The following is a 25,496-nucleotide window of genomic DNA, read 5'->3' on the forward strand; positions in this document are numbered from 1 at the left end:
CCGTCCCGTGGATCAGCTGTGGGTCGGCCGTCCGATCCGGTCCGGCGATCGGCTGAATCCGAACGTGGCGGGCTTCCCGCCGTCGCACCGGGAGTGCGACCGCCCAGCTCGGAGCGCTTGCAAGGTCGTGCGGCCGGGCTTTGACGATCTTTTCCACACCATCACGCGAGGAGGACCACACGGTGCGGGTACTACTGCTCGTCTCCGCCTTCAACGGACTCAGCCAGCGTGTCTGGTGCACGCTCCGGGAGGCGGGACACGAGGTCGGTGTGCTGCTCGCGACCGGCGAACGGGACATGGTCGAGGGGGTCCGAGCCGCGCGCCCGGACCTGATCCTGTGCCCGTTCCTGACCCACCGGGTCCCGGCCGAGGTGTGGGCCAACTGGCGCACGATCATCATCCACCCGGGACCGGTCGGCGACCGTGGGCCGTCCTCGCTCGACTGGGCGATCACCGAGGCGGAGCCGTACTGGGGTGTCACCGCGCTTCAGGCCGAGCAGGAGATGGACGCCGGCCCGGTCTGGGCCACCCGCATCTTCCGGCTCTCCAGCACCGCGCCGCGTAAGTCCGCGCTCTACAACGGCCCGGTCGCGGACGCGGCGATCGCCTGCGTGCGGGAGGTGCTGGCGAAGGCGGCCGACCCGTCGTTCGCGCCGGTCCCGGCCGCGCGCATGCCGCACGAGGTCCCGAACGCGCGGTTGCGACCGCCGATGCGCCAGGCGGACCGCGCGTTCGGCTGGGAGGAGCACAGCGAGCGGATCATCCGGCGGATCCGGGCCGCGGACGGTGCGCCAGGCGTGCGTACCGAGGTCCTCGGCATGCAGGTCTTCGCCTACGACGCGCACCCGGGCGCGATCTACAGCGGCGCGAAGCCGGGCACCGTGCTGTGCCGCCGGCAGGGCGCGATCCTGGTCGCGACCGGGGACGGCAGCGTCTGGATCGGTCACCTGCGCGCCGCCGAGCCGGAGACTGTCGCGTCCGGCGGCGAGGGCCCGGCCGGCACCTGGCCCCGGGGCGTCAAGCTGCCCGCCGCGGTGGTGCTGGGGAAGCGGCTGCACGGCGTACCCCATGCGCCGTTGCCGTTGGGTTCCGAGGCCGAGGTGCCGGGCGCCTACCGGCAGATCAGGTACCGGCGGACCGCGGACGTCGGCTGGCTCACGTTCGACTTCTACAACGGCGCGATGTCGGCCGGGCAGTGCCGCCGGCTGCTCGCGGCGCTCCGGCACGCCGCCGCGCAGGACACCCGGGTGCTTGTACTGCGCGGCAGCACTGAGGCGTTCAGCAACGGCATCCACCTGAACCAGATCACTGCCGCGACCGACCCGGCCGGCGCGGCGTGGGCCGCGATCAACGCGATCAACGCGGTCTGCACGGAGATCATCGAGTGCACGCGGCAGGTGGTGATCGCGGCGTTGCCCGGCAACGCCGGCGCGGGCGGCGTGATGCTCGGCCTCGGCGCCGATCTCGTGGTCGGCCGCGAGGACATCATCCTCAACCCCTACTACGACATGGGGTTGTACGGTTCCGAGCTGCACACCTACACGCTGCCCCGGCGGGTCGGCGCGCTCTGCGCGGAGCGGCTGCTGGGCGAGAAGCTGCCCGTCGACGCCGCGCACGCGCGCACGATCGGGCTGCTGGACGAGGTCGGGCCGCGCCACCCGGACGCGTTCGCGGACTGGCTGGCGGACCTCGCGGCCCGGCACACCGAACCGGTGCTCAACCGGCGGATGCGTACCCGTAAGACGCGCATGCTGTCGTCCGGCATGCCGCTCGCCGTGCATGAGGTGCGGGAACTTGCCGAGATGAGCCAGGACATCTTCGACGACCGGTCCGGGTTCGCGGCGGCGCGGCACGCGTTCGTCCACAAGGTGCGGCCGACCTCGACGCCGGCCCGGCTGCTGCTGAGCACGCCGTCCGAGGCGTTCCTGCCCGGCATCAAGCGGCCCGCGCCCCCGCCGCCCGGCGCGCAGAACCAGGGCAAGAACCGGCAGCACGTACGCCCGCGGCCGGCCCCCTCCTCGGACGGGCCGCAGCCGGTGCGCCCGGCTGTGCCCGTGCAGGCGGGCTGAACGGACCTTGAGGCCGGTCGACCGGTCACGACCGGCCTTTCTGGCGGGCCCCGTCGGGCGGGTGGTGCGCCGCGACGGGGCCCGCTCCCCATGTCTGCGCCCGGTGGGCAGCCGACCGGGCGGCCCAGCTCAGATCCGGACCCCGGGCGGAGTCCCGGGCCGGCTCCCGGCCGACTCCCCGGCGGGCTCCCGGGCCGTCATCGCGCCGCAGACCACGGCCACCGCGGCCAGCACCAGGCGCCCGGCCGGGCGGCGGCCGGCGAGCAGCGGGCCGAGCAGCGGGCCGAGCAGCGCGAGCCCGAGCGGCGCCGCGCCGATCATCGTGCCGACCACGGCCGGGTCCGCGTGCCGCAGCGCCAGCAGCACGCACGCGTTGAATCCGGCGAGCCCGCGCCGGACGTGGTGGCGCACACCGGCTCGGCGAGCAAGGCGCTCGCGCCCGGCCTGCGGATCGGCTGGCTCGTCGTCCCCCCGGAGTGGTCTGGATCTGTTCTTGCCGCGAAGGAGGCGGCGGACCTGGGCGGCCCGGTGCTGGAGCAGCTGGCGTTCGCGGAGTTGATCGCGGGCGGCGGGTACGACCGGCATCTGCGCGCGGCCCGGCGGGAGCACCGGCGCCGGCGGGACGCGTTGCTCGACGCGCTCACCCGGCACCTGCCGCGGGCGCGCGTCACAGGCATCGCGGCCGGGCTGCATCTGGTGGTGGAGCTGCCGCCCGGCACTGACGACCGGCGGATCGCGGAGGACGCGGCGCGGGCCGGGATCGCGCCGATCGCGCTCAGCACGCTGAGGCTGGACGCGCCCGGGCCGCCGGGGCTCGTGCTCGGGTACGCCCGTGACTCACCGTCCGTGCTTCACGCCGCAGTGTTCACCCTGGCCGGGGTTCTCCGGTTAGATTGATCGCCATGTCGGATTTCGAGCCCGTGGCCGAGCGCATCGTCGACGCGATTCTCGCGAGCGAGCCGGTCACCGCCTTCTTCGCCGGTGACCACAGCCAGGACCGGCACCTGCCGGACTACTCCGCCGGCGCTGTCGCCGAGCGCACCGCCATGCTCCGGGACGCGGGAAACGCGCTGGCCCAGCTCGACGCGGACGCGCTCGACCCGCAGGACCAGGTGGATCACGCGATCCTCACCACGATCGTCGAGCAGCGGCTGCTGGAGGCGACCGAGATCCGCGAGCACGAGTGGAACCCGCTTGTGCACAATCCGGGACCGCTGCTGCACGGCCTGATGTCCCGGACGTTCGCGCCGCTCGGGGAGCGGCTGGAGTCGCTGGCCGCCCGGCTCGACGCGGTGCCGGACGCGGTCGCCACCGCGCGCGAGGTGCTCCGCGACTGCCCGCGGGTGCATGTGGAGACCGCGACCGGGCAGTTCGCGGGCGCGGCCGCGCTGATCCGCGACGAGCTGCCCGCGCTGCTGGCCCAGGAGCCGTCGCTTGCGGGCCGCCTCGCAGCGCCGGCCGCCCGCGCCGTCGCCGAGCTGGACGGGTTCGCGGACCACCTGAGGACGCTTGACCAGGACGGCAGGTCGCCGCGGCTGGGTCGGCGACTCTGGGAGGCGCGGCTCTGGCACACGCTCGACACCGAGCTGTCCGCGGCCGAGGTGCTGCGCCGCGCGGAGGCGAACCTGGAGCAGGTCACCGAGCGCATCCGTGGGGCCGCGGCGGAGCTGACCGGCGGGCCGGCCACTGACGACACCGTGCGCCGTGCGCTCGCCACGCTTGCCGAGGAGCGGCCGGACAACGACTCGATCGTGGACCTGGCCAAGGCCACGCTTGCCGAGACGACCGACTTCGTCCGTGAGCACGGGATCGTCACGGTCCCCGGCGACGAGTGCGTCATCGAGCTGATGCCGGAGTTCGCACGCGGCATCAGCGTCGCCTACTGCGACCCGCCCGGCCCGCTGGAGACCGCGGACGTGCCCACGTTCTACTGCATCGCGCCGGCGCCGTCGGACTGGACGCCGGAGCGGGTGGACTCGCTCTACCGCGAGTACAACAACCACATGGTCCGTAACCTCACCGTCCACGAGGCGATGCCGGGCCACTTCGTCCAGCTCGCGCACGCCCGCCGCTACCGGGGGAACACCCGGGTCCGCTCGCTCGGCTGGTCCGACCCGTTCGTCGAGGGCTGGGCCGTGCACGCGGAGGAGTCCATGGCGGACCACGGCTACGGCGGCCTGCCGGTACGCCTGCAACAGCTGAAGATGCAGCTCCGGATGACGATGAACGCGATCCTGGACCAGCTCACCCACTGCGAGGAGCTGTCCGAGGCGGACGCGATGGCGATGATGACCGGCCGTGCGTTCCAGGAGGAGGGCGAGGCGGCCGGCAAGTGGCGGCGCGCGCTGCTCACGTCGACGCAGCTCTCCACCTACTTCGTCGGCTACACCGAGGTGTCGGCGATAGCGGCCGCCCGCCCGTCCGGCACCCCGGTCGGAGCCTGGCACGACGCGATGTTGTCGCACGGCTCGCCGGCGCCACGCCACCTCCGCACGCTGCTTGACGTCTAACGGTCCTTCGCGCGGGCCCGGGCGAGACGCTGCAGGTTCATCACGTGGCGGCGGATCGCCTGGGCCTGGCGCTCGTCCGCGTCAAGCATCAGGACGATCTGGATCTCGGACGTGGCGGCCTGGTCGACGACGCGGTAGACCTTGCCCTGCAGCGTCATCTGCTCGTCCTCGAGCATCAGGCGCAGCGAGACCTCGGTGCCCGCCGCGATGTCCAGGCGTTTGAACACGGCCTTGACGCTTCGTTCGCTGACGTCGATCGCCTCGCCGCGGTGCGTCTCGCCGCCCTCGCCGACTGTCAGCTCCACCGGTTCGCCGCCGCCACCGCGTACGTATTCGCGGTTCTGCTCGATCTCCGGCGTCGAGGTGATCTCCACGACCCAGGTGCTGACATGGCTGTGCACGACGCGGTTGATCACGGCGTCGGCGGCGTACCTGCCGCGTTCGCCCGCGATCCAGCGCACGGTCAGCTCCAGGCCGGCGTCCGGGACGTCGGTGACCAGGAGGTCGAGCGGCGCGGCCAGGGAGAGCAGCGCGCCGTCCACGTCTTCCACGCGGGAGCGGTAGGTGCCACCGCGCCTCACCGTGATCTCGACGCGTTCGTTGATGCCGGGGGACGTAAAACTCACGTACACCCATCGGTCGTCCGCGCGTCGCTTCTGAGGGTTTTCCCCAGCAGCGCACCGAGGGTCTTTGTGCGGGGCCCGCGCTCGGCTGGATAGGCTCAGCATCGTGGTCGGCCGCAGGGTGGCGGCGATCCGGGGTTCGGCTCATGGCCTGCCACGCGGGCCGGCGAAACACACATCAAGGAGCGACACGACAAAATGGCCACCATCGAGGGAATTGTCGCCAGGGAGATTCTCGACTCGCGGGGTAACCCGACGGTCGAGGTCGAGGTCGGCCTGGACGACGGCACCATCGCGCGCGCCGCTGTCCCGTCCGGCGCCTCCACCGGCGCTTTCGAGGCGATCGAGCTCCGCGACGGGGACTCGGGCCGCTACCTGGGCAAGGGCGTCGAGAAGGCGGTCGCCAACATCGAGGACCGCATCGTCGACCAGCTGCTCGGCTACGAAGCCAGCGAGCAGCGCCTGATCGACCAGAAGATGCTCGACATCGACGGCACCGCGGACAAGTCCGAGCTGGGTGCGAACGCGATTCTGGGCGTGTCGCTTGCGGTCGCCAAGGCCGCCGCCGCCTCCGCCGAGCTGAGCCTGTTCCGCTACCTCGGCGGGCCGAACGCGCACCTGCTGCCGGTGCCGATGATGAACATCCTCAACGGCGGCGCCCACGCGGACTCGAACGTCGACGTCCAGGAGTTCATGATCGCGCCGATCGGCGCCTCCACGTTCCGTGAGGCGCTGCGCTCGGGCGCGGAGGTCTACCACGCGCTCAAGTCCGTGCTGAAGAAGAAGGGCCTGGCGACCGGCCTGGGCGACGAGGGCGGCTTCGCGCCGAGCCTGCCGACCAACGCCGCCGCGCTGGACCTGATCGCCGAGGCGATCGAGAAGGCCGGTTACACGCTCGGCACCGACTTCGGCCTGGCGCTGGACGTGGCCGCGACCGAGTTCTACAAGGACGGCGCGTACACCTTCGAGGGCGGCTCCAAGTCGTCCGAGGAGATGATCAACTACTACGCGAAGCTGGTCGAGACGTACCCGATCGTCTCCATCGAGGACCCGCTGAACGAGGAGGACTGGGCCGGCTGGACCGCGATGACCGCGGCGCTCGGCGACAAGATCCAGATCGTCGGCGACGACCTGTTCGTGACGAACCCGGTCCGCCTGGGCCGCGGTGTGGTCGAGAAGGCCGCCAACGCGCTCCTGGTCAAGGTGAACCAGATCGGCTCGCTGACCGAGACGTTCGACGCGGTCGAGTTGGCACACCGCAACGGCTTCAAGTCGATGATGAGCCACCGGTCCGGCGAGACCGAGGACACCACCATCGCGGACCTGGCCGTCGCGGTCGGCTCCGGCCAGATCAAGACCGGCGCACCGGCACGGTCCGAGCGCGTCGCGAAGTACAACCAGCTGCTGCGTATCGAGGAGGAGCTGGCGGACGCCGCGCGCTACGCCGGTGCCTCCGCCTTCCCGCGATACAAGGCCGCAAAGTAACCCAGAGTCACCTAACACCCACGTAGGTCGCTTGGGCCGAGGGCACTTTCCGCATGGGTTTGCAGTATCTGATCAAAAAACCCGTGGATTTGCCCTCGGCCCCCGCGCCCGTCATGGTTGCTTAGCGTGAGACTGGGTACGGCGGGGGCAAGGGGGTGGGTGTCGTGACGCAACGGCGTACGCCCGGCGGTCAGGGACCCGCCCGGAGCGGACACGGAACGCGACCGACCCGCAGGGCCGGTGCCGCCTCGCGGGGCGCCCGGGGTGCCCGAACCGCGATCCGCGACTCGAGCATCGTCCGCGAACCCCGCCCCACCGAGGCCGGCCGTTCCGCGAGCCGTCCCGCGGCCGCACGACGCGCCGCGGCCGCCGGCGCCGCGAAGCGGACCACCGCCACCCAGCCCCGCCGCTACACAGGCCGGGCCGCGGTGCTGATCGTGGTGCTGATCGCGCTCGCCCTGGCCTACACCTATCCGGTCCGCCTCTACCTGTCGCAGGAAGCGGACATCGCCGCCATGGAACAGTCCCAGGCGGAGCAGCGGGAGCGCATCCGGCAGCTCACCGAACTCGTCGACAAATGGCAGGACGACGAGTACGTCCGCACCCAGGTGCGCAATCGTTTCTACTACGCACACCCCGACGAGACGCTGCTCATCGTGATGAACCAGGATGCCGTGGCCGCTCAGGACGCGGGCGGCCTCACCGCCGCGCCGGCCGAGAGCCCCGACAAGTGGTACGACACGTTGTGGTCAAGCATCGAGGAAGCCAACAAATAAGTGACTGAGACGTCCCCCCACGAGCCCGCCACCGAGGCCGATCTCGCCGCCGTCGCCGCCCAGCTCGGCCGCACCCCGCGTGGCACCCGCGCGGTCGCCTACCGCTGCCCCTGTGGCAACCCGGCGGTCGTCGAGACCACCCCGCGGCTCGCCGACGGCACGCCGTTCCCCACGCTCTTCTACCTGACCTGCCCGCGCGCGACAAGCGCCTGCAGCCGTCTCGAGTCGGGCGGGCTGATGAAGGAGATGACCGCCCGCCTGGCCGACGACGAGGACCTGGCCGCGCGCTACCGGGCCGCCCACGAGGACTATCTGGCCCGCCGCAAGGCGATCGGCGACGTCCCGGAGATCGACGGCGTCTCCGCCGGCGGCATGCCGGGCCGCGTGAAGTGCCTGCACGTCCACCTCGGCCACGCACTCGGCGCCGGCCCCGGCGTCAACCCGTTCGGCGACGAAACCGCGGAACTGGTCGGCGAGTGGTGGGCCGACGGCCCTTGCGTCGCACCCGAGTGACGCCCTGACCCGAGGGCCGGTCGCCTCCGGCCGGCCCCGGGCGAAAGATCAAGATCCCGAAATCCGTCTCCCGCCTCCGCGGTGGCCCGGTTCCGCGAGCTCCCGCGGCCGTCAGATCCGTGGATGGCCGGGAAACCCCACCGCGGGTTCCCGCCCGTGCCACGGCGGAACCGGCTCCGGAGCGACGTGCGAAGCGACGTGCGGAGCGCCAGCGGAGCCCGGCGCTCCGGTTTGCCCGCGGGAGCGAGTCTGTTGCCCATTCGCGTCCGGCCGCCTGGGGATCCAGGATCGCGGGCTGGGGCGTGGTGAGTGGCTTCGCCTGTTCGTTGCGATTTGCGGAGGTCGAGAGCAGCACGCCGTCGTCTCGGCGACTGCGGACCGAGGCGACTGCGGACCGAGGCGACTGCGGACCCAGACGACTGCGGACCCAGACGACTGCCGACCCAGACGACTGCGGACCGAGGTAACTGCGGACCGCGGTAACTGCGGCGTGGGTGGGCGCAAGGGCCGGCATCGAGGCCGCGAGTTCCGCAGGTGTGCGGGTCTGTCGCGGCACTTCGGCAGGTCTCAGGGCCAGGCATGAACGCGGAGCTACACCGGATCCGCATATGTCAGGACACAGCCCGCGCTCGCGACCCGCGTCAGGTGGAGATCCGCGATAAGTGCCCAAAGGTTCGCGCGCTACGCGCCGGACATTTCCTTATTTGAGTGCCTCCCTGTGCGTTCTTCCTGACGTCGAAGGGTCAGGAAAGGCCCACGTCAAGATCCTTGCGGTTCTGGTGGCCCTTATCCGCGCGCAATAAGGGCCACCAGAACCGCAAGGATCTTGCATCCCGCCAGATGGACGCGAGATCCCACACAACGAACCCAGCTCGGCGCGGAGCGCCCGAGCTGCCGTTGCCCTGGCGCGGCGACACGCGAGAGCCAAGATCGACTGACGTTTCAGCAAGCTCTCGGCTTCGGTGCTGGCCTTTGCGACAGCTCAGGTCGAGCCCAACCGCCCTCCCGCAAGCCCCGGCACCGGTGCTGGCCTTTGCGACAGCTCAGGTCGAGCCCAACCGCCCTCCCGCAAGCCCCGGCACCGGTGCTGGCCTTTGCGACAGCTCAGGTCGAGATCAACTGACTTCCCGGCCGCATCGTTCTCTCGGTGCCGGTCCTTGCGACAGCTCAGGTCGAGATCAACCGACTTCCCGTCGACATCGTTCTCTCGGTGCTGGCCCTTGCGACCGCCCAGGCCGCGGCCGCCCAGATCAGCCACCGCTTAGACGATGACCGCGCTGCCCCCGCGTGCAGCGAGACCGCCGACCAGCCGGAACGGCCCGTCAGACTCCTGGCCTCGATGCCAGCCTTCGATCGTGAGGCCCCAGACCACCGCATGCGAATGGGCAACAGAGTCGGGAGTGTGCGGGCCGGGACCACCGCGGGAGCGGGAAACCGCACCGGATCTTGATCTGGCCCGGCCACGCCGCCGCGCAGGCAGTGGAGGCGGCAGGAGCGCGCTAGGCCACCAGCGAGGACGAGTCCGCCGACTCGGACAGCCGCGTCAGCTCAAGCGTGGTCTCGCCGTCGCCGCGGAAGGAGGCCAGGATGCCGTTGTCAGTGACACAGACCGTGAAATCGGACATGCTCTGCACGTCGGCGCAGAGTGCTTCCTCGCCGGCGAACGATTCGGTGGACAGGGCCACGTCCGCGCCGGGGGTGTGGGCGGCGGCGGTCACCATCGCGCGGACCTGCTCGGGAGTAACTATCCCGGTCGCGCCCGGTGGGTCGTCGGCGCCGGGCGGGCGGGAGCAGGTGCCGTCCTCGCAGGCGATCACGCCCTCCGGGCCGATCAGCAGCCGGTCGTCGCCGCTTATCGTCGCGGTACGCGGCGGCGCGCTCACCACTGTCGCCATCTCGCCGGTGCCGAGCGCGTAGACCGCGGTGTAGGTCTGCGAGGCGGCCCGCCCGAGCCGGTCGGTCAGCTCCGCCAGGCGCGTGCCGGCGTCCATCGTGTCCCGGCCGTCGTCGGCCGAGGCGCAGCCGGTAAGCGTGAGGCAGCCGGTCAGCGCGATCGCGGCGGCGAACGCGGGCAGGCGCGGGGGCACGCGGGTCATGTCTACGAGGATGCGCCACGGATGCCGCTTTCCGGCTCCTGCGGTCGGGGACAGTAGGGTTGGCCGTATGGAGGTTGTGGTTCGCCGCGCCCGGACCGCCGACGTGCGCCGCATTCGTGCGCTGATCGACACGTACAGCGGTGAGCGGCGTCTGCTGAGCAAGGCCACTGTCACGTTGTTCGAGGACGTGCAGGAGTTCTGGGTCGCGGAACGCCTTGCCGACGGCGCGATCGTGGGCTGTGGCGCGCTGCACGTGATGTGGGAGGACCTGGCCGAGATCCGCACGCTCGCGGTCGACCCCGCCTGCCGCGGGCAGAAGATCGGCCACCGGATCGTCACCGAACTGCTCAACAACGCGCGGGATCTCGGTATCGCCCGGGTCTTCTGCCTCACGTTCGAGACCGGGTTCTTCGCCTCGTTCGGGTTCGTGCCGATCGACGGTGCGCCGGTGCCCGGCCCGGTCTATGAGCAGCTGCTGCGGTCGTACGACGAGGGTGTCGCGGAGTTCCTCGGCCTGGAGCGCGTCAAGCCGAACACGTTGGGGAACACCCGGATGCTCGTGCATCTCAAGTCCGCGGACGTAGGCTGACCGGCATGGCACGAGTTGCGGCGATCGACTGCGGCACCAACAGCATCCGTCTGCTGGTCGCCGACCTTCCGGCCTCCTACGCGGGCCCCGGCGCCCAGCTGCTCGACGTCACCCGGCGGATGGAGATCGTCCGGCTCGGTGAGGGTGTGGACCGGACCGGCCGCCTCGCACCGGCCGCGATCGAGCGCACCCGGGTCGCGCTGGCCGGGTACGCGGAGGCGATCTCCGAACTCGGCGCGGACCGGATCCGGATGGTCGCCACGTCCGCCACCCGCGACGCGGAGAACGCGGACGACTTCCGCGCCATGGTCACCGAGACGCTCGGCGTGCCGCCCGAGGTGGTGACCGGCGACGAGGAGGCGCGGCTCTCCTTCACGGGCAGCGTGCACGGCCTGCCGCCCGGCACCCATGCGCCGTACCTGGTGGTCGACATCGGCGGCGGCTCCACCGAGTTCGTGCTCGGCGGTACGCACGTGGACGCCGCGATCTCGGTGGACATCGGCTGTGTCCGGATGACCGAGCGCCACCTGCACAGCGATCCGCCCACGATCGAGGAGATCGACGCGGCCCGGGCGGACATCACGGCCGAGGTCGACCGCGCGCTCGCCGCCGTTCCCGGGCGGGAGGCGCAGACGCTTGTCGGGCTGGCCGGCTCGGTCACCACTGTGGTCGCGATCGCGCGTGGGCTCACCACGTACGACCCGTCCCGCATCCACCACGCGCGCCTGAGCTACAGCGAGGTCGCGAAGGTCACCGACGACCTGCTCGCGGCGACCCGGGCCGAGCGGCTGGCGATCCCGGTCATGCACCCGGGCCGGGCCGACGTGATCGGTGCGGGCGCGCTTGTGCTGCGCACGATCATGGAGCGCGCGGAGCTGTCCGCGGTCGTGGCGAGCGAGCACGACATCCTCGACGGCATCGCCTGGAGTCTGCGCTGATCGGTGCTCGGATCACCCCGTCACCGTCCGATTCCTGAGAGTGGCCTGAGCGGTCGCTGTACGACTTTCAGTCATGGGATCCTGCCCCTTCGGCCGTCACCCTCGTCCGGTCGAAGGGCGGGTCGGAGTTGCCTCGACCGATTACCGTGTCGAGGCACTTCCATGTGAGCCGGCCCGGCCGGTATCCGTGAATGATTGAAACGGGGATTACGACAGTGACCGATCAGCCCGCCGGCTTCCCGCCGCCGCAGCACAACTCCGGTTTCGGCGCACCCGGCGCGCCTCAGTACGGCCAGCCGCAGCAGGGCCAGCCGCAGTTCGGCCAGCCGCAGCAGGGCCAGCCGCAGTACGGTCAGCCGCAGCAGGGATTCGGCGCGGCGCCGCAGGACCAGGCGGGCTTCGGCGCGGCCCCCGGCCAGCCGGTCTCCGGCGTTCCGGGTCAGCCAGCGTACGGCGCTCCGGGCCAGCCGGCCTTCGGCGCCCCCGGTCAGCAGGCGTACGGCGCTCCCGCCTTCGGTGCCCCCGGCCAGCCGCCAGCGTTCGGCGCCCCGGGCAGCTACACCCCGGATGAGCCGAAGAAGGGCGGCAAGGGCAGGCTCGCCGGCATCCTCGGTGTCGTGGGCGTGGTCGGCATCGGCATCCTGATCAAGGTGGTGATCGGCCTCGGCATCGGTGCCGGTGCGGCCGCCGCCGGGCTGTACGACGACCCGACCGCGAACGCGAAGGTCGGCGACTGCCTCGACGACACCCCCGAGCTCAAGGAGGGCCAGGAGGGTAGCGCCAACAACGTCGGCCTGGTGGCCTGCACCGACGCGGACGCGACAAGCGTGATCATCGGCCGGGTGGACAACCTGACCCTGATCCAGGCCCAGGACGAGGAGCAGTGCTACAGCTTCGTCCAGGAGGGCGAGTCCTTCACCATGCTGTGGCCGACTCAGGCGGACGCGAACAAGTACTACGTCCTCTGCCTCAAGGACAAGTAACCGGATCTTCGCCGACGGCGCCGTCCCGCACCCGCGGGGTGGCGCCGTTCGTGCCTCTTCCCCCGCAGTCGGCATCGTGGCAGGCTACGCGCACGCACATCACTCATATGTGTGAATTGGTAACTCTGTGCGACCAGCCAACGATGACTGATTGAACAGGAGGCGGCCATGGGCTCGATGGTGAGCTACCGCAGCAACGGGGGAACGAGCGAGGGATACCTCGCGAAACCCGCGTCCGGCACCGGCCCGGGTGTGATCGTGATCCAGGAGTGGTGGGGGCTCGTCGAGCACATCACCGCGCTCGCGGACCGTTTCGCGGAGGCCGGGTTCGTCGCGCTGGCCCCGGATCTCTATCACGGCCGGCAGACCACGTACCCGGACGAGGCCGTCAAGCTGCTCATGGGCCTGGCCATCGACCAGGCCGCCAAGGACATCGCCGGTGCCGCGGACTACGTGGCCGAGTTGCCGGAGACCAGCGGGAAGATCGGCGCGGTCGGCTTCTGCATGGGCGGCAGCCTGGCGCTCTGGTCCGCCACGCTCTCCGCCCGGATCGTCGCCACGTCCGGTTTCTACCCGGCGGTGCCGTGGGAGCGGATGGCCCCCAAATGGGACAACTACGCCGGTAAGGCCGCGATCGTGCACTGCGCCGAGGAGGACGGGCTCTCCGCGGCCGAGGGGCCGCAGGCGGCGAAGGCGGGCATCGAGTCGGCCGGCGGCGAGATCACGCTGCACGACTACCCGGGCACCGCGCACGCGTTCTTCAACGACGACCATCCGGGCACCTACGACCGGCCGGCCTCCGCCACCGCGTGGGCGCGCACGCTTGAACTGTTCCGGACCCGGCTGTAGAGCGTGGCCGTCCGCCGTGATCTGCTACAGATCATGGCGGACGCCCTGCACAGGCTCGACGACGAGATCAGTGACTGCTTCGCCTGCCCGCGCCTGGTCGCCTGGCGGGAAGAGGTGGCAGTGGTGAAGCGCGCGGCGTTCCGGGACCAGACCTACTGGGGGCGCCCGGTGCCCGGCTTCGGCCCGGGTGACGCGCGGATCGGGATCCTCGGGCTGGCCCCGGCCGCGCACGGCGGCAACCGGACCGGCCGGATCTTCACCGGCGACCGCTCCGGCGACGTGTTGTTCGCCGCGATGCACCGGGCCGGCCTGGCGAACCAGCCGACGAGCGTGTCCGCCGACGACGGGCTGACGATCAACAACACCAGGATCTTCGCGGCGGTACGCTGCGCGCCTCCCGACAACAAGCCCACGCCCGAGGAACGGGACCGCTGCGCGCCGTTCCTGCACCGCGAGCTGACGTTGATCCGGCCCACGCTGCGGGTGGTGATCGCTCTCGGCGCGTTCGCCTGGGCCGCGTGGTGGCCAGCGATGCGCGCGGTCTACGGCGTGCGCCCGCCCAGTCCCCGGCCCGCGTTCGGCCACGGTGCACAGTGGACGGCGGAGAACGTACCGACGCTGCTCGGTTGTTATCACGTCAGCCAGCAGAACACCTTTACCGGGCGGCTCACACCCGCGATGCTTGACGACGTGTTCGCCCGAGCCCGGTCGCTGGCCGCATGAGCCTCGCATCGCTGCGCCGGTGGTGGCCGGTCGCCGCCGCCGTCCTGATGGTCGTGCTGATCGCGGTCGCGGCGGAGAACTCGTCGATGGGCCTGCGTGACGCGCCGCCGCTGGGCCAGCAGCAGTTGCCGACCGACCTTCCAGAGCTTGAGGAGCCTCCGCCGGCGGCCGGCGGCGGAGGTCCCCCGCTTCCGGAGAACGACGCCGGTTTCACGTTGCCGTCGTGGCTGAAGACCGCGGCGATCGTGCTCGCGATCGTGGCGCTCGCGGCCGTGCTTGCGACAGCGGTGGTGGTCGCGGTCCGGGACCAGTTGCGCAGGCGGGCCGACGCCCGGCCGGCGCGCCGCCGGGGTACCTCCACCGAGGAGATGGTGGCCGCGCTCGATGCCGGGCTCCAGGAGCTGGCCACCGACCGGGACCCGCGCGGCGCGGTGATCACCTGCTGGGTCCGGCTGGAGCAGGCCGCCGCGGACGCCGGGACCCCGCGCCGGCCCGGCGACACCCCGGGTGAGCTGGTCACCCGGCTGCTGCGCGAGCACGCGGTCGACGCGAGCGTGCTGGCCGGGTTCGCGGAGGTCTACCGGCAGGCGCGCTATGCGACGCACGTGGTGGACGAGCGCATGCGCGCGGAGGCGGTGGCCGCGCTGCACCGCGTCCGCGACGATCTGACCGCGGTGGAGACGGCATGAGGGTGGCGGCGCCACGGCGTACCGGCGAAGGGGGCCGGTGTGGGGATTGAGGATCTTTTCTCGTACAGCGACGAGCGGCCGGTCCAGGTCCGCACCCGCCGTCCCCGGGTGCGCTGGTTCACGTCGGTGCTTGCCGCCGCGGCCGGCACCGCCATCACCTACTTCCTGCTTCGCGCGTCGGAGCTGACCGCCTCGCTGCCGGTCCTGTTCGCCTCGTTCCTCGCGCTCGCGGTGCTGTATCGCGTGGTCACGTCGGTCGGCATCCCCCGGCGGCCGGAACGCTCCGGCGGGCCGGCCGGCGGCGAGGAGCCCGGCCACTACAACTGGACCGGCGGCGACGGCCTGCGGCGCGCGGTCGGCCGCTGGGAACGCGTGCTGACCTGGAGCACCGAGGACGCGAAGCGGTTCCACCGGCTGACCGTCCCGGCGCTGCGTGAGCTGGCCGACGAGCGGCTGAGGCAACGACACAACGTCACCATCGCGTCTGACGAGCAGCGGGCCCGTGAGCTGCTCGGCGACCAGCTGTGGACCCTGTTGACCACGCCGCCCAAGCGCGCACCGAAAGCACGACAGTTTGCGTCGCTTGTCACCCGCCTGGAGGAACTATGACGGAGATGCCGCTGCTGCCCCACGAGGTGGGCACGCTCGCGCGGGCGGTGCTTGACGCGGTCGGCACGGTCGTGGTCGGCAAGCGGGAGCCGCTGGAGCTGGTGCTGGCCGGCATCCTGGCCGGCGGGCACGTGCTGCTTGAGGATCTGCCGGGTCTGGGCAAGACGCTTGCGGCCCGCAGCTTCGCCCAGGCGCTCGGGCTCGACTTCCGGCGGCTGCAGTTCACGCCGGACCTGATGCCTGCGGACGTGACCGGCTCGTTCCTCTATGACCAGAGCCGCCACGACTTCACCTTCCGGGCCGGCCCGATCTTCACGAACCTGCTGCTCGCCGATGAGATCAACCGCACGCCGCCGAAGACGCAGGCCGCGCTGCTGGAGGCGATGCAGGAGAAGCAGGTGTCGGTGGAGGGTGTCACGTACCGGCTGGACGCGCCGTTCCACGTGCTCGCCACCGCGAATCCGATCGAGTACGAGGGCACCTACCCGCTCCCCGAGGCGCAACTGGACCGGTTCCTGCTGCGCGTCTCGTTCGGCTACCCGAGCCACGAGGAGGAGTGGGAGGTGCTGCGCCGCCGGATCGCCCGCCGCCGCGAGGAGGCGGAGATCGCGCCGGTGGTGGACGCGGAGACGCTGTTGCGCATGCAGGCCGGTCTGGAGCGGGTCGCGGTCGAGGACTCGATCGGCCGGTACATAGTCTCGCTCGCGGCCGCCACCCGGGAGCACCCGTCAGTGCTTGTCGGCGCGTCCCCGCGCGGCTCGCTGGCGTTGCTGCTGCTCTCCCGCGCGCGGGCCGCGATGGCCGGCCGGGACTTCGTGATCCCGGAGGACGTCAAGGACGTCGCGATCCCCGCGCTTACCCACCGGATCACGCTGCGCCCGGAGATGTGGCTGCGCCGGGTCGACCCCGCGTTCGTGGTGACCGAGGTGCTGGACGCGACGCCCGCCCCGGCCAGCGGCGCGATGCCCAGCTACGCGGGCGCCGGCGGGCACGCGCAATGAGTTCGCTGCGGCCGGCGGTGCCGCCGTCAGCCGCCGCCGGGCCGCTCGCACCGCAGCCCGGCGCGGACGGCGCGCCCGCCTGGCGGCCGACCCGTGCGCTCGGGCGTGCGGTGCTGGTCTCCGGGCTGCTCCTGATCATCGGGGTGGTGCTTGGCCGGACCGACGTGGTGCTGCTGGCCACGCCGTTCCTGATCGGGACCGCGTACTCGCTTCGCGTCCGGCCTGTCGTCCCGCCGGATCTGGCGATCACGATCGAGGCGATCAACCGGGTCGAGGGCGGCGAGGTGGTCGCGGAGCTGGAAGTGATCAACGCGGATCGGGTGCGCTACGACCTGGTGCTGGTCCGGGTACGCCGGTCCAGCTGGCTGCGGGTGGACGCGGCGGATCGCGCGCACGGGCTGGCGGTCGAGGCCGGCACCGGCGGCGTGATCATGCTGGAGGGCGAGGCGATGCGCTGGGGCCGGCACGACCTGGGCCCGGTGGCGGCGGCCGCGGCGGCCTGCGACGGCCTGTTCGCGTCCGCGCCGGTGGTGCTGCGCGCGGCACGGATCGCTGTCTACCCGCGCACCGAGCCGTTCCAGGCCGTCGACGCGATGCCGAACGCGGCCGGTCTGGTCGGCGGCCACCGTTCCCGGCGCCCCGGGCAGAGCGGCGAGTTGGCGGGCGTCCGCGTGTTCGGGCCCGGCGACCGGCTGCGGCGCATCGACTGGCGGACGTCGCTGCGCACCGGTCAGCTGCACGTGGCCGCCACGCTCTCCGACCGGGACGCGGAGGTGGCGCTGCTGCTTGACGTGACGGCCGAGACCGGCAATTCCGGCGGCGTGCACGGCGGCGCGTCAGTGCTCGACACCACGGTCCGGGCCGCGGCCGCGATCGCCGAGCACTACCTGCACCGCGGCGACCGGGTCTCGCTGCTCGAGTACGGCCCGGCCGCCCGCCGGTTGCGCGCCGCGGCCGGCCGCCGTCAGTACCTGACCGTGCTGGAGTGGCTGCTTGAGGTGCGCCAGCAGGGCAGCGTCGACGGCGGTGACCCGGTCGCCGCCCACCTGGTCTCGTCGAATGCGCTCGTGGTGGTGCTGACGCCGCTGCTCGACCCGGGCGCGGCGGAGATGCTGGCCCGGCTCGCCAGGTCCGGCCGGTACGTGGTCGCTGTGGACACGCTGCCCACCTCCGGCCTGACGGTGCCGGCCGGCGGCCCCTGGACGGAGATGGCGCTGCGACTGTGGCGGATGGAGCGGGAGAACACGCTGGGCCGGTTGCGTGAGCACGGTGTGCCGGTGGTGAGCTGGGCCGGAGCGGGCAGCCTGGACCTGGTGCTGCGGGACATCGCGCGGTTCGCGGGCGCACCCCGGCCGGGCATCCGATGATCATCGTCGACCGTTACCGGCGTCTGGAGGCCCGGGTTCGGCGCACCACTGCCGTACCGCTGATGGTTCGGCTCGGTCTGCTCGTCGCCTCGGTGACCGCGCTGCTTGTGGCGCTGCCGCTGCCGTTCCTGGACCTGCGCGCGTGCGGGGTGCTGGTCGTGGTGGCGCTGCTCCCGGCGGTGCGGCCGGACAGCGCCCTGCCCACTGTCGTGTCAGTGGCCGCGATCGGGCTGTACCTGGTCGCCACGGCCGGGTACGGCGAGCGGATCACGATCTGGCGGGTGCTGGCGCTCGCCTGCCTGCTCTACGCCGTGCACAGCCTGGCCTCGCTTGCGGCATGTCTGCCCTACGACGCGGAGGTCCGCACCGAGGCCGTCACCGGATGGGTGATTCGGCTGCTCGGCGTGCTGCTCGGATCGGCGGCCGTACTCGTCCTGGCGCTGGCAGCGGTCGGCCGGTTAACGCTCGGCGGTTACGCAGCGTTCTCGATCGGTGGCTTGGTGGCAGCGGTCGGCGCGACCTGGCTGTTGGCCCGGATCTCTCGATAAACGCCGCTGACCTGCACTTATGCTGGCGTAACACGGTGTTAACCTGGCCCGGGACGCGTCGTGGATCACAGAACTGGCCATCCCCCGCACAAGGTCAAGAGGTTAGGAGAAAGATAACCCTCGTGAGTCCTCAGCGGATCCTTGTGGTTGGAGCGGGGCACGTCGGCCTTTTCGCCGCACTGCGCCTCTCCAAGAAGCTCAGCGCGCGCGAGGCAGAGGTAATCGTCGTCGATCCTCAGCCACACATGACCTATCAGCCGTTCCTCCCCGAGGCGTCGGCCGGCAACATCTCCCCGCGGCACGCCGTTGTGCCGCTGCGACGGGAGCTGCGCCGCTGCACGATCATCTCCGGTGAGGTCACTCGCATCGACCACGCGAACAAGAAGGTCCTGGTCGAGACCATCTCCGGGCCCGCCCGCGAGGTCGAGTACGACCACATCCTGGTCGCGCCCGGCTCCGTGTCCCGCACGCTGCCCATCCCGGGGCTCCGTGAGCAGGGCATCGGCTTCAAGACCATCGGCGAGGCCATCTACCTGAGGAACCACTTCCTCGACCGGCTGGACGTCGCCGCCACCACCACCGACGCCGAGACCAAGAAGCGGGCGCTCACGTTCTGCTTCGTCGGCGGCGGGTACGCGGGCATCGAGGCTCTGGCCGAGATGGAGGACATGGTCCGCGCCGCGCTCAAGTACTACCCGGAGCTCAAGCAGGACGAGGTCCGGTTCGTGCTTGTCGAGGCGACCCAGCGCATCCTGCCGGAGATCGGCCCGGACATGGGGGCGTACGCGGCCCGTCAGCTGCGCAAGCGCGGCATCGACATGCGACTCGGCACGTTCCTCGAGTCCTGCGTCGGCGGCCACGTGAAGCTCTCCGACGGCGAGTCGTTCGTGACCGACACCGTGGTCTGGACCGCCGGCGTGAAGCCGTCCCCGATGCTTGCCAACACCGACCTCCCGCTCGGCCCGCGCGGCCACGTCAACTGCCTGCCCACGCTGCAGGTGGCGGACGGCGAGACGGTCGTCGAGGGTGCCTGGTCCGCCGGTGACTGCTCGCAGGTCCCGGACCTGACCGGCGGCGTCGGCGCCTGGTGCTCGCCGAGCGCCCAGCACGCGGTCCGGCAGGCGGTCGTGGTGGCCGACAACATCGCGCGGACCATCCACGGCCGCGAGCCGAAGACCTACCGTCACAAGTACCTGGGCTCCGTCGCGGGCCTCGGCCTCTACAAGGGCGCCGCGAAGGTCTACGGCGTGAAGGTCCCGGGCTTCCCGGCGTGGCTGATGCACCGCTTCTACCACGTCAGCCAGATCCCGTCGTTCAACCGCAAGGTGCGGGTCGTGGCGGACTGGACGCTCGCGTTCTTCCTCAAGCGTGAGGTGGTCGCGCTCGGCCAGCTGCACGCGCCTCGCGAGGAGTTCACCGAGGTCACCCCGCCGCTGGAGCCGAAGCCGGCCGAGACCGCCAAGCCGGTCGAGACCGCGGAAGCACCAAAGGTCGAGGCGACCGCCTGATCGTCGTCGAAAGGGGCAGGCCCGAACGGGTCTGCCCCTTTCTCATGCCCGCCAGTACACGACGTCGGCCGATCGGGTTCCCGGCACGCCGAGCAGCGTCTCCATCGTGGCCCGCAGCGCCGGCGCGTTAGGCGTCGAGTCCGCCACCACCACGCACGACGCGCTCCAGTACTCCAGATCCAGCCGTACGTTCGCGCGCTTCTGATCATCGATCGTCGCCGGCTGCCCGGTCTGCAGCACCTCGGTGGCGATCACCGACAGCGTCCGCCGGTACGTGCCCATCGCGGGTGTCCCCTCCGCGCCGTAGGGCCCGATGAAGAAGCCCTCCGGCAGCCCGAACTCCGCGTCCGCCGCCGCGGCCCAGCGCATCGGCCACGGTTCCTGCGGCGTCGGCAGCGGCAGCGGCACCAGCACGCCGCCGGGCGGCACGCACTCCCGCCAGTGGCCGTCCGCGATGAAGACCGGCAGCGGGGGCCGGTCGCCTGTCGCAAGCGGCACCGGTGTCAGCGGCAGGAGCGCCACGGCCACAAGCGCGGGCGCGACGTAGCGGGCGGGACCGGCGAGCGTCAGACCGTGCCGGACGCCGCGCACGATCACCACCGCGATCACCGGGATCAGCGGCAGCGCGAACCGCATCGGCAGCGCCGCGTCCACCACCGGCACGTCCTCCAGCAGTGCGAACGGCCCCGGGATGTCAAGGTTCTCGCGGTTGAGGACGAGCGACGGCCCGAGCGACAGCGCAGCCATGGCCAGCCCGGCGAACGCGGCGGCAAGCACCGCCCGATCCCGCCGCAGCCACACCGCAAAGCCGGCGAAGAGCAGCAGCACCGGCCAGCCGAAGAAGGTGTTGTACTCGCTCGGCCCGGTGGTCAGGTCCGCCGCCTCCGGCCCACCGCCGACCGTCAGCGGCGAGAACGCGGCGAAGCTCGCCAGGTCCGTGACGAAGAACCCGGGCGCGAACAGCACCCCGCTCACCCCGTGCGAACCCGAGAACTGCACCCACAGGGGGTACGCCAGCAGCGCGCCCGCCACCACCGCGGTGATCGACATCCCGGCCAGGAACGGGCCGCCCACCCGCCGTGCCTCGCCCGGGAGCAGCACCGCGTAGCCGGCCGTGAGCAGGGCAAGCGTGCACGCGGTGAGGAAGAGCACCTCCTCGCCGATGAAGACCTGTGCGACCACGGCAGCGGCCAGCCCCAGCGCGGAGGTGATCACCCGGCGGCGGTGGCGCTCCCCGGCGGCCCGGTACAACCGCACCACAAGCCACACCATCACCGGGACCAGCCACTGCGCGGTCATGTGCAGGTGGCTCACCGACTGGGAGACCATGCCCGGCGCGAAGCCGGCGAACAGGCCGCCCAGCCCGGCCGCGAGCGGCGAGGCGTCAAGCACCCGGCGGAACAGCACGTGCCAGGCGATCGCGGTGCCGGCCAGGTTCAGCGCGACAAGCAGCGCGAACGTCACCGGCACGCCGAACGCCAGCGTCACCGGCGTCAGCAGCACGCCGAGCAGGATCACCGAGGTGTTGGCGAGCAGGTTCACCCCGTCCGGCACGTTCAGACGATCAGTGATCAACGTGACATCGCCGGTGGCTATCCGGGTGTCGTACGCCAGGAACCACTCGTAGAGCGTCTGATCGGCTGGATTCAGCGCCAGTACCCGTGCGGCCGGGTCAGGCCACAGCCCGGCCGTCAGCCAGCCCGCCAGGAACAGGTAGAAGGCGCAGAAACCCAGGTCAACAGGGTCGAGCCGGGACCACCATCGGCCGGTCGCCGGGTCGCCGGAAGCGTCCGTCCCGGTGGGTGTGGGGCTCGTCACGGGAACGACAGTAGTGTGCCGGAGGGCTGCCGACGCGCCCGGCGGGCTCGCAACCACTACCGTGGCATCTGCGACGCACACCCGGCCCGGGTGGTGGAATGGCATACACGGCCGCCTTAAAAGCGGCTGCCGAAAGGCATGCGGGTTCGACCCCCGCCCCGGGCACTCTCCTTTACTCCCTCGGTGTCCGCTCCCACAAGATGTAGGTCCACCTGTTCAGGAATCTCACAGGTCTGCGGGTCCTCCTTCCTGGTGACCACCCCTTACTCTTGGCAGGAGTGTCATTACTGGCAGGAGGCCATAGACGTGAAGACAAGCAACCCGGTGCTGAGCCAGCTCGGCCGGGCTGCCGAGCGCGAGCGGGCCGGCGCGTACGGCGCCTACGGCCCGGGCGGCGCGCCCGGCTACGGTCCGGCGGGGTACGACCAGCCTTACCCGTCCCAGGCGTACCCGGCGGCACCCCCCGCCGTCCGCCCGATGACCGTCGATGACGTCGTCGTCCGCACGGTCGCACTGCTCGCGATCACGGCGCTCTCCGCCGCGGCCGCCTGGGTCCTCGTGCCGAACGGGCTTGCGTTCCCGCTTCTGATCGGCGCCGCGCTCGTCGGCATGGTGCTCGGTTTCGTCATCTCGTTCATGCGGATGGCCAACCCGGTCCTGGTCAGCGTCTACGCGGTCGTCGAGGGCGCGTTCCTCGGCTTGGTCAGCAAGGCGTTCGAAAGCTTCTACGACGGCATCGTCCTGCAGGCCACCACGGCCACGTTCGGCGTGTTCTTCCTGATGGCGATCCTCTACCGGGCCCGCGTCATCCGCGCGACCCCGAAGTTCGCCCGCATCATGATCGCGGTCATGACCGGCCTGTTCGCCGTCATGATGATCAACCTGGTGCTCTCGCTCTTCGGCGTCAACACCGGCCTGCGTGACGGCGGCGCGCTGGCGATCGGCTTCAGCCTGGTCTGCATCGTCGTCGCGTCGCTGAGCTTCGTGCTCAACTTCGGCGAGATCGAGGAGAGCGTGCGGATGGGCCTGCCCCAGAAGTACGCATGGACCGCGGCCTTCGGCATCCTGGTCGGCCTCATCTGGCTCTACCTGGAGATCCTGCGCCTGCTGAGCTTCCTCCAGGACGATTAGCCGCAGGACCCACATGAACGAGAAGCCCGCCCGAGCCCTCCCCGGCCCGGGCGGGCTTTTCCATTCCTACCCCACGCCGGCGATCCGACACGACCGAGGGGCACCGGTAACCTCGGCGTGTGAGCACCGCGACCCTCGATCAGGCCCTGGAGCGTTTCGTCCGGCAGACCGGCCACTGGGAGGCCCCGCGCTGGGCCCTTCCGCTCGACGGCACCCCCGGCACCCGCGCGGACGCGCTCCACGCCCTGATCACCTGGGTGGCGGACGCCGCCGCCGACGCCGACGGCGAGCCCCACCGCCCGGTCCCGCGCCTGCCCCACGACCCGGCCCTGATCGATCAGCTGCGGGTGGTCACCGCCGACCTCCGGGCCGCCACCCCACCCGACGCGATCCTCACCGAAGCCGCCGGCCGCCTGACCGCGCTGCGCAGCCGGCTCTGAACAAAGGCGGCAGATGCGGAGGTGCCCACTCACGTCGTGGGCACGCCCGTTTGCTCCCGCGGGCAACCTGCCCCGCGTCACCCGGTCAAGATCAGCTCAGCCGCTCGATGACCATGGCCATGCCCTGGCCGCCGCCGACGCACATGGTCTCCAGGCCGATCGTCTTGTCGTGCCAGGAGAGCGAGTTGAGCAGCGTGCCGGTGATGCGGGCGCCGCTCATGCCGAACGGATGGCCCACCGCGATCGCGCCGCCGTTCACGTTCAGCTTGTCGATCGGGACGCCGAGCTGCTGGTAGGACGGGATGACCTGGGCCGCGAACGCCTCGTTGATCTCGACCAGGTCGACGTCGTCGATTGTCATGCCGGCCCGGGCCAGGGCCTGGCGGGACGCCTCGACCGGGCCGAGTCCCATGATCTCGGGGGAGAGCGCGGTGACACCGGTGGAGACGATCCGGGCCAGCGGCGTGATGCCGAGCTCGCGGGCGCGCACGTCGCTCATCACGATGACCGCGGCCGCGCCGTCGTTGAGCGGGCAGCAGTTGCCGGCGGTGATCTTTCCATCGGGGCGGAAGACCGGCTTGAGGCCGGAGACGCCCTCAAGCGTGACGCCGGGCCGCGGGCCGTCGTCCGCGCTGACCACGGTGCCGTCCGGCGTGGTGACAGGCGTGATCTCGCGGGCCCAGAAACCGTTCGCGATGGCCTTCTCCGCGAGGTTCTGACTGCGGACGCCGAACTCGTCCATCTCCTCGCGGGAGACGTCGTAGAGTCCCGCCAGGTTCTCCGCGGTCTGTCCCATCGTGAGGTAGATGTCCGGCAGGTCGCCGTCGGCGCGCGGGTCGTGCCACACCGGGGCGCCGCCCTTCGCGCGGTCGGCGTTGCGGGCGACCGCGTCGGCGAAGCGCGGGTTCTCCCACCCACCGCCGACAAGCGCCTGCGCGGCCGAGGGGAGGCCGTCGGAGCTGCCCCGGGCGTACCGGGAGACGGTCTCGACGCCGGCCGAGATGAAGACGTCGCCCTCGCCGGCCTTGATCGCGTGCATCGCCATCCGGGTGGTCTGGAGCGAGGAGGCGCAGTAGCGGGTCAGCGTGGCGCCGGGCAGGCCGTCCAGGCCGAGCAGCGTGGCGACCACCCGGGCCATGTTGAAGCCCTGCTCGCCGCCGGGCAGGCCGCACCCGAGGTAGAGGTCCTCGACCGTGGCCGGGTCGAGTTGGGGCACCTTGTCGAGCGCCGCCTGCACGATTGTGGCGGCCAGATCATCGGGGCGCAGGTCACGCAGGGAGCCCTTGGCAGCGCGTCCGATGGGGGAGCGGGCAGTGGCAACGATGACAGCTTCCGGCATGAACGAACGTTAACTCACCGGTAACATCATGTCACTGGGTACGGCGATTTGTCATCGATGCCGCATGCGCCACGGACGGCAGCAGCGCGTGCGCCCACACCCGATACCCGTCCGCGGACGGGTGGTACCCGTCGTAGCAGAGCGTCCCCGCGTCGGCCCGGAACACGGCGCCGGTCTCGACGGCCAGGTCCACCACCGTGCCGCCCGCCTCCCGCACGGCTCTGGCCTGCGCGTTCGCGATCTGGCGGCCGAGCACGCCGACGAGCTGCCGCAGCGGCTGGGCCAGCGCGCGTGCCGCCCCCAGGTCCGGGCAGGTGCCGACCACGACCTCGACGCCCGCGTCGCGAAGCCGGCGCACGGCCGCGCTCAGGTGCGCGCCGGCCTCGGCGGGGCGGCGCAGCGAGGTGGCGTCGTTCGCCCCGATCAGGATGACTGCGACGTCCGGCCGCTCACCGAGCAGCGCGCGGGCCACCTGGGTGGCCAGGTCCGTCGAGCGGGAGCCGGAGACGCCGACGCTTGACAGGTGCACGTGCCGCTCGCCGTGCCCGGCCGTGCCCTCGGAGAGCAGCCGGGCCAGGTGCCCGCCGACCGTGTCGGCAAGGAACTCGACGCCCACGCCGAGCGCGCCGGAGTCGCCGAGCAGCACCAGACGCAGCGGCGTGGCACTGGCCGGGCCCATCGAGGTGCGCAGGCCGAGGCCCATGGAGGGCTTGGCGTAGCGGCGGCTGCGCGCAGCGATGATCTCGCCGGCGAGCAGTGCGGCACCGCTCACGGTGCCGGCGAGCGCCGTCATGGCCGCCGCGCGGCCGATCTGGCGAGCCTCCCGACTCATGCTCATCACCGTCCTCCTCCATGCGTAGCTGACATCACATCATGCCTTCGATGCGCCGGG

Annotated in this window: 25 protein-coding genes and 1 tRNA gene; 20 read left to right on the forward strand and 6 right to left on the reverse strand. The window is 71.6% G+C overall.

Annotated features, from left to right (window positions below):
- Positions 1 to 182 precede the first annotated feature (182 nt).
- Positions 183 to 2,069 (forward strand): hydrogenase maturation protein, encoded by a 1,887-nt coding sequence (locus tag ACIA8K_RS27275; protein ID WP_396064111.1) that lies wholly within the window; start codon positions 183 to 185, stop codon positions 2,067 to 2,069.
- A gap of 129 nt (positions 2,070 to 2,198) precedes the next feature.
- Here ACIA8K_RS27275 and ACIA8K_RS27280 read toward each other — a convergent pair whose 3' ends face one another.
- A complete protein-coding gene (locus tag ACIA8K_RS27280; protein WP_396064113.1) occupies positions 2,199 to 2,480 on the reverse strand; it encodes a hypothetical protein in 282 nt (93 codons plus the stop codon).
- Here ACIA8K_RS27280 and ACIA8K_RS27285 point away from each other — a divergent pair.
- Positions 2,469 to 2,966 (forward strand): hypothetical protein, encoded by a 498-nt coding sequence (locus ACIA8K_RS27285; protein ID WP_396064115.1) that lies wholly within the window; start codon positions 2,469 to 2,471, stop codon positions 2,964 to 2,966. The genes ACIA8K_RS27280 and ACIA8K_RS27285 overlap by 12 nt on opposite strands.
- A gap of 5 nt (positions 2,967 to 2,971) precedes the next feature.
- Positions 2,972 to 4,579: a DUF885 domain-containing protein gene (locus tag ACIA8K_RS27290; protein ID WP_396064117.1), complete on the forward strand. Its 1,608-nt coding sequence runs from the start codon at positions 2,972 to 2,974 to the stop codon at positions 4,577 to 4,579.
- On the opposite strand, the gene ACIA8K_RS27295 is transcribed toward ACIA8K_RS27290, so the two are convergent.
- Complete coding sequence (locus ACIA8K_RS27295; RefSeq protein ID WP_396064119.1) at positions 4,576 to 5,205, reverse strand: PilZ domain-containing protein; 630 nt, start codon at positions 5,203 to 5,205, stop codon at positions 4,576 to 4,578. The two genes, ACIA8K_RS27290 and ACIA8K_RS27295, sit on opposite strands and share 4 nt — an antisense overlap.
- Before the next feature lie 195 nt (positions 5,206 to 5,400).
- Between ACIA8K_RS27295 and eno the strand changes: the two genes are divergently transcribed.
- The 3 genes from eno to ACIA8K_RS27310 all read left to right on the forward strand — a co-directional run bounded on the left by eno (position 5,401) and on the right by ACIA8K_RS27310 (position 7,976).
- Positions 5,401 to 6,687: a phosphopyruvate hydratase gene (eno, locus tag ACIA8K_RS27300; RefSeq protein ID WP_396064121.1), complete on the forward strand. Its 1,287-nt coding sequence runs from the start codon at positions 5,401 to 5,403 to the stop codon at positions 6,685 to 6,687.
- Positions 6,688 to 6,851: 164 nt separating this feature from the next.
- Entirely contained in the window at positions 6,852 to 7,463 is a 612-nt protein-coding gene (locus ACIA8K_RS27305; RefSeq protein WP_396064123.1) for a septum formation initiator family protein, read from the forward strand.
- Entirely contained in the window at positions 7,464 to 7,976 is a 513-nt protein-coding gene (locus tag ACIA8K_RS27310) for a DUF501 domain-containing protein (protein ID WP_396064125.1), read from the forward strand.
- A 1,499-nt stretch (positions 7,977 to 9,475) separates the two neighbouring features.
- Here ACIA8K_RS27310 and ACIA8K_RS27315 read toward each other — a convergent pair.
- Entirely contained in the window at positions 9,476 to 10,072 is a 597-nt protein-coding gene (locus ACIA8K_RS27315; RefSeq protein ID WP_396064128.1) for a hypothetical protein, read from the reverse strand.
- A 67-nt stretch (positions 10,073 to 10,139) separates the two neighbouring features.
- Between ACIA8K_RS27315 and ACIA8K_RS27320 the strand changes: the two genes are divergently transcribed.
- The 11 genes from ACIA8K_RS27320 to ACIA8K_RS27370 all read left to right on the forward strand — a co-directional run bounded on the left by ACIA8K_RS27320 (position 10,140) and on the right by ACIA8K_RS27370 (position 19,876).
- Complete coding sequence (locus ACIA8K_RS27320) at positions 10,140 to 10,661, forward strand: amino-acid N-acetyltransferase (RefSeq protein WP_396064130.1); 522 nt, start codon at positions 10,140 to 10,142, stop codon at positions 10,659 to 10,661.
- Positions 10,662 to 10,666: 5 nt separating this feature from the next.
- Positions 10,667 to 11,599: an exopolyphosphatase gene (locus tag ACIA8K_RS27325; protein ID WP_396064132.1), complete on the forward strand. Its 933-nt coding sequence runs from the start codon at positions 10,667 to 10,669 to the stop codon at positions 11,597 to 11,599.
- A 215-nt stretch (positions 11,600 to 11,814) separates the two neighbouring features.
- Positions 11,815 to 12,582: a hypothetical protein gene (locus ACIA8K_RS27330; protein ID WP_396064134.1), complete on the forward strand. Its 768-nt coding sequence runs from the start codon at positions 11,815 to 11,817 to the stop codon at positions 12,580 to 12,582.
- Positions 12,583 to 12,750: 168 nt separating this feature from the next.
- Positions 12,751 to 13,431, forward strand: a complete 681-nt coding sequence (locus ACIA8K_RS27335; RefSeq protein WP_396064136.1) for a dienelactone hydrolase family protein — start codon at positions 12,751 to 12,753, stop codon at positions 13,429 to 13,431.
- 33 nt (positions 13,432 to 13,464) lie between these two features.
- On the forward strand, positions 13,465 to 14,154 hold the full coding sequence (locus ACIA8K_RS27340) for a uracil-DNA glycosylase (protein WP_396064138.1): 690 nt from the start codon (positions 13,465 to 13,467) through the stop codon (positions 14,152 to 14,154).
- On the forward strand, positions 14,151 to 14,843 hold the full coding sequence (locus ACIA8K_RS27345) for a DUF4129 domain-containing protein (RefSeq protein WP_396064141.1): 693 nt from the start codon (positions 14,151 to 14,153) through the stop codon (positions 14,841 to 14,843). Before ACIA8K_RS27340 ends, ACIA8K_RS27345 begins: the two co-directional genes overlap by 4 nt.
- Before the next feature lie 39 nt (positions 14,844 to 14,882).
- Positions 14,883 to 15,452, forward strand: a complete 570-nt coding sequence (locus ACIA8K_RS27350; RefSeq protein WP_396064143.1) for a hypothetical protein — start codon at positions 14,883 to 14,885, stop codon at positions 15,450 to 15,452.
- Positions 15,449 to 16,453, forward strand: coding sequence for an AAA family ATPase (locus ACIA8K_RS27355; protein ID WP_396064145.1), 1,005 nt, complete (start codon positions 15,449 to 15,451; stop codon positions 16,451 to 16,453). Before ACIA8K_RS27350 ends, ACIA8K_RS27355 begins: the two co-directional genes overlap by 4 nt.
- A 17-nt stretch (positions 16,454 to 16,470) precedes the next feature.
- The gene (locus tag ACIA8K_RS27360; protein WP_396064316.1) at positions 16,471 to 17,820 is read left to right on the forward strand and encodes a DUF58 domain-containing protein; all 1,350 of its coding nucleotides are present in this window, start codon (positions 16,471 to 16,473) and stop codon (positions 17,818 to 17,820) included.
- Entirely contained in the window at positions 17,817 to 18,368 is a 552-nt protein-coding gene (locus ACIA8K_RS27365) for a hypothetical protein (RefSeq protein ID WP_396064147.1), read from the forward strand. Before ACIA8K_RS27360 ends, ACIA8K_RS27365 begins: the two co-directional genes overlap by 4 nt.
- Before the next feature lie 122 nt (positions 18,369 to 18,490).
- Complete coding sequence (locus tag ACIA8K_RS27370; protein ID WP_396064149.1) at positions 18,491 to 19,876, forward strand: NAD(P)/FAD-dependent oxidoreductase; 1,386 nt, start codon at positions 18,491 to 18,493, stop codon at positions 19,874 to 19,876.
- Positions 19,877 to 19,918: 42 nt separating this feature from the next.
- Here ACIA8K_RS27370 and ACIA8K_RS27375 read toward each other — a convergent pair whose 3' ends face one another.
- Positions 19,919 to 21,694, reverse strand: coding sequence for a hypothetical protein (locus tag ACIA8K_RS27375; RefSeq protein WP_396064151.1), 1,776 nt, complete (start codon positions 21,692 to 21,694; stop codon positions 19,919 to 19,921).
- An 84-nt stretch (positions 21,695 to 21,778) separates the two neighbouring features.
- Here ACIA8K_RS27375 and ACIA8K_RS27380 point away from each other — a divergent pair.
- The 3 genes from ACIA8K_RS27380 to ACIA8K_RS27390 all read left to right on the forward strand — a co-directional run bounded on the left by ACIA8K_RS27380 (position 21,779) and on the right by ACIA8K_RS27390 (position 23,265).
- Positions 21,779 to 21,859: transfer RNA gene (locus ACIA8K_RS27380), tRNA-Leu, on the forward strand.
- A gap of 141 nt (positions 21,860 to 22,000) precedes the next feature.
- The gene (locus tag ACIA8K_RS27385; protein ID WP_396064153.1) at positions 22,001 to 22,825 is read left to right on the forward strand and encodes a Bax inhibitor-1/YccA family protein; all 825 of its coding nucleotides are present in this window, start codon (positions 22,001 to 22,003) and stop codon (positions 22,823 to 22,825) included.
- Between the two features lie 119 nt (positions 22,826 to 22,944).
- Positions 22,945 to 23,265, forward strand: a complete 321-nt coding sequence (locus tag ACIA8K_RS27390; RefSeq protein ID WP_396064155.1) for a hypothetical protein — start codon at positions 22,945 to 22,947, stop codon at positions 23,263 to 23,265.
- 91 nt (positions 23,266 to 23,356) lie between these two features.
- Here ACIA8K_RS27390 and ACIA8K_RS27395 read toward each other — a convergent pair whose 3' ends face one another.
- Entirely contained in the window at positions 23,357 to 24,604 is a 1,248-nt protein-coding gene (locus tag ACIA8K_RS27395) for an acetyl-CoA C-acetyltransferase (RefSeq protein ID WP_396064157.1), read from the reverse strand.
- 31 nt (positions 24,605 to 24,635) lie between these two features.
- Positions 24,636 to 25,442, reverse strand: coding sequence for an SGNH/GDSL hydrolase family protein (locus tag ACIA8K_RS27400; RefSeq protein WP_396064159.1), 807 nt, complete (start codon positions 25,440 to 25,442; stop codon positions 24,636 to 24,638).
- Positions 25,443 to 25,496 lie beyond the last annotated feature (54 nt).

The organism is Catenuloplanes sp. NPDC051500 (assembly GCF_044454585.1).
Taxonomy (GTDB): Bacteria; Actinomycetota; Actinomycetes; order Mycobacteriales; family Micromonosporaceae; genus Catenuloplanes.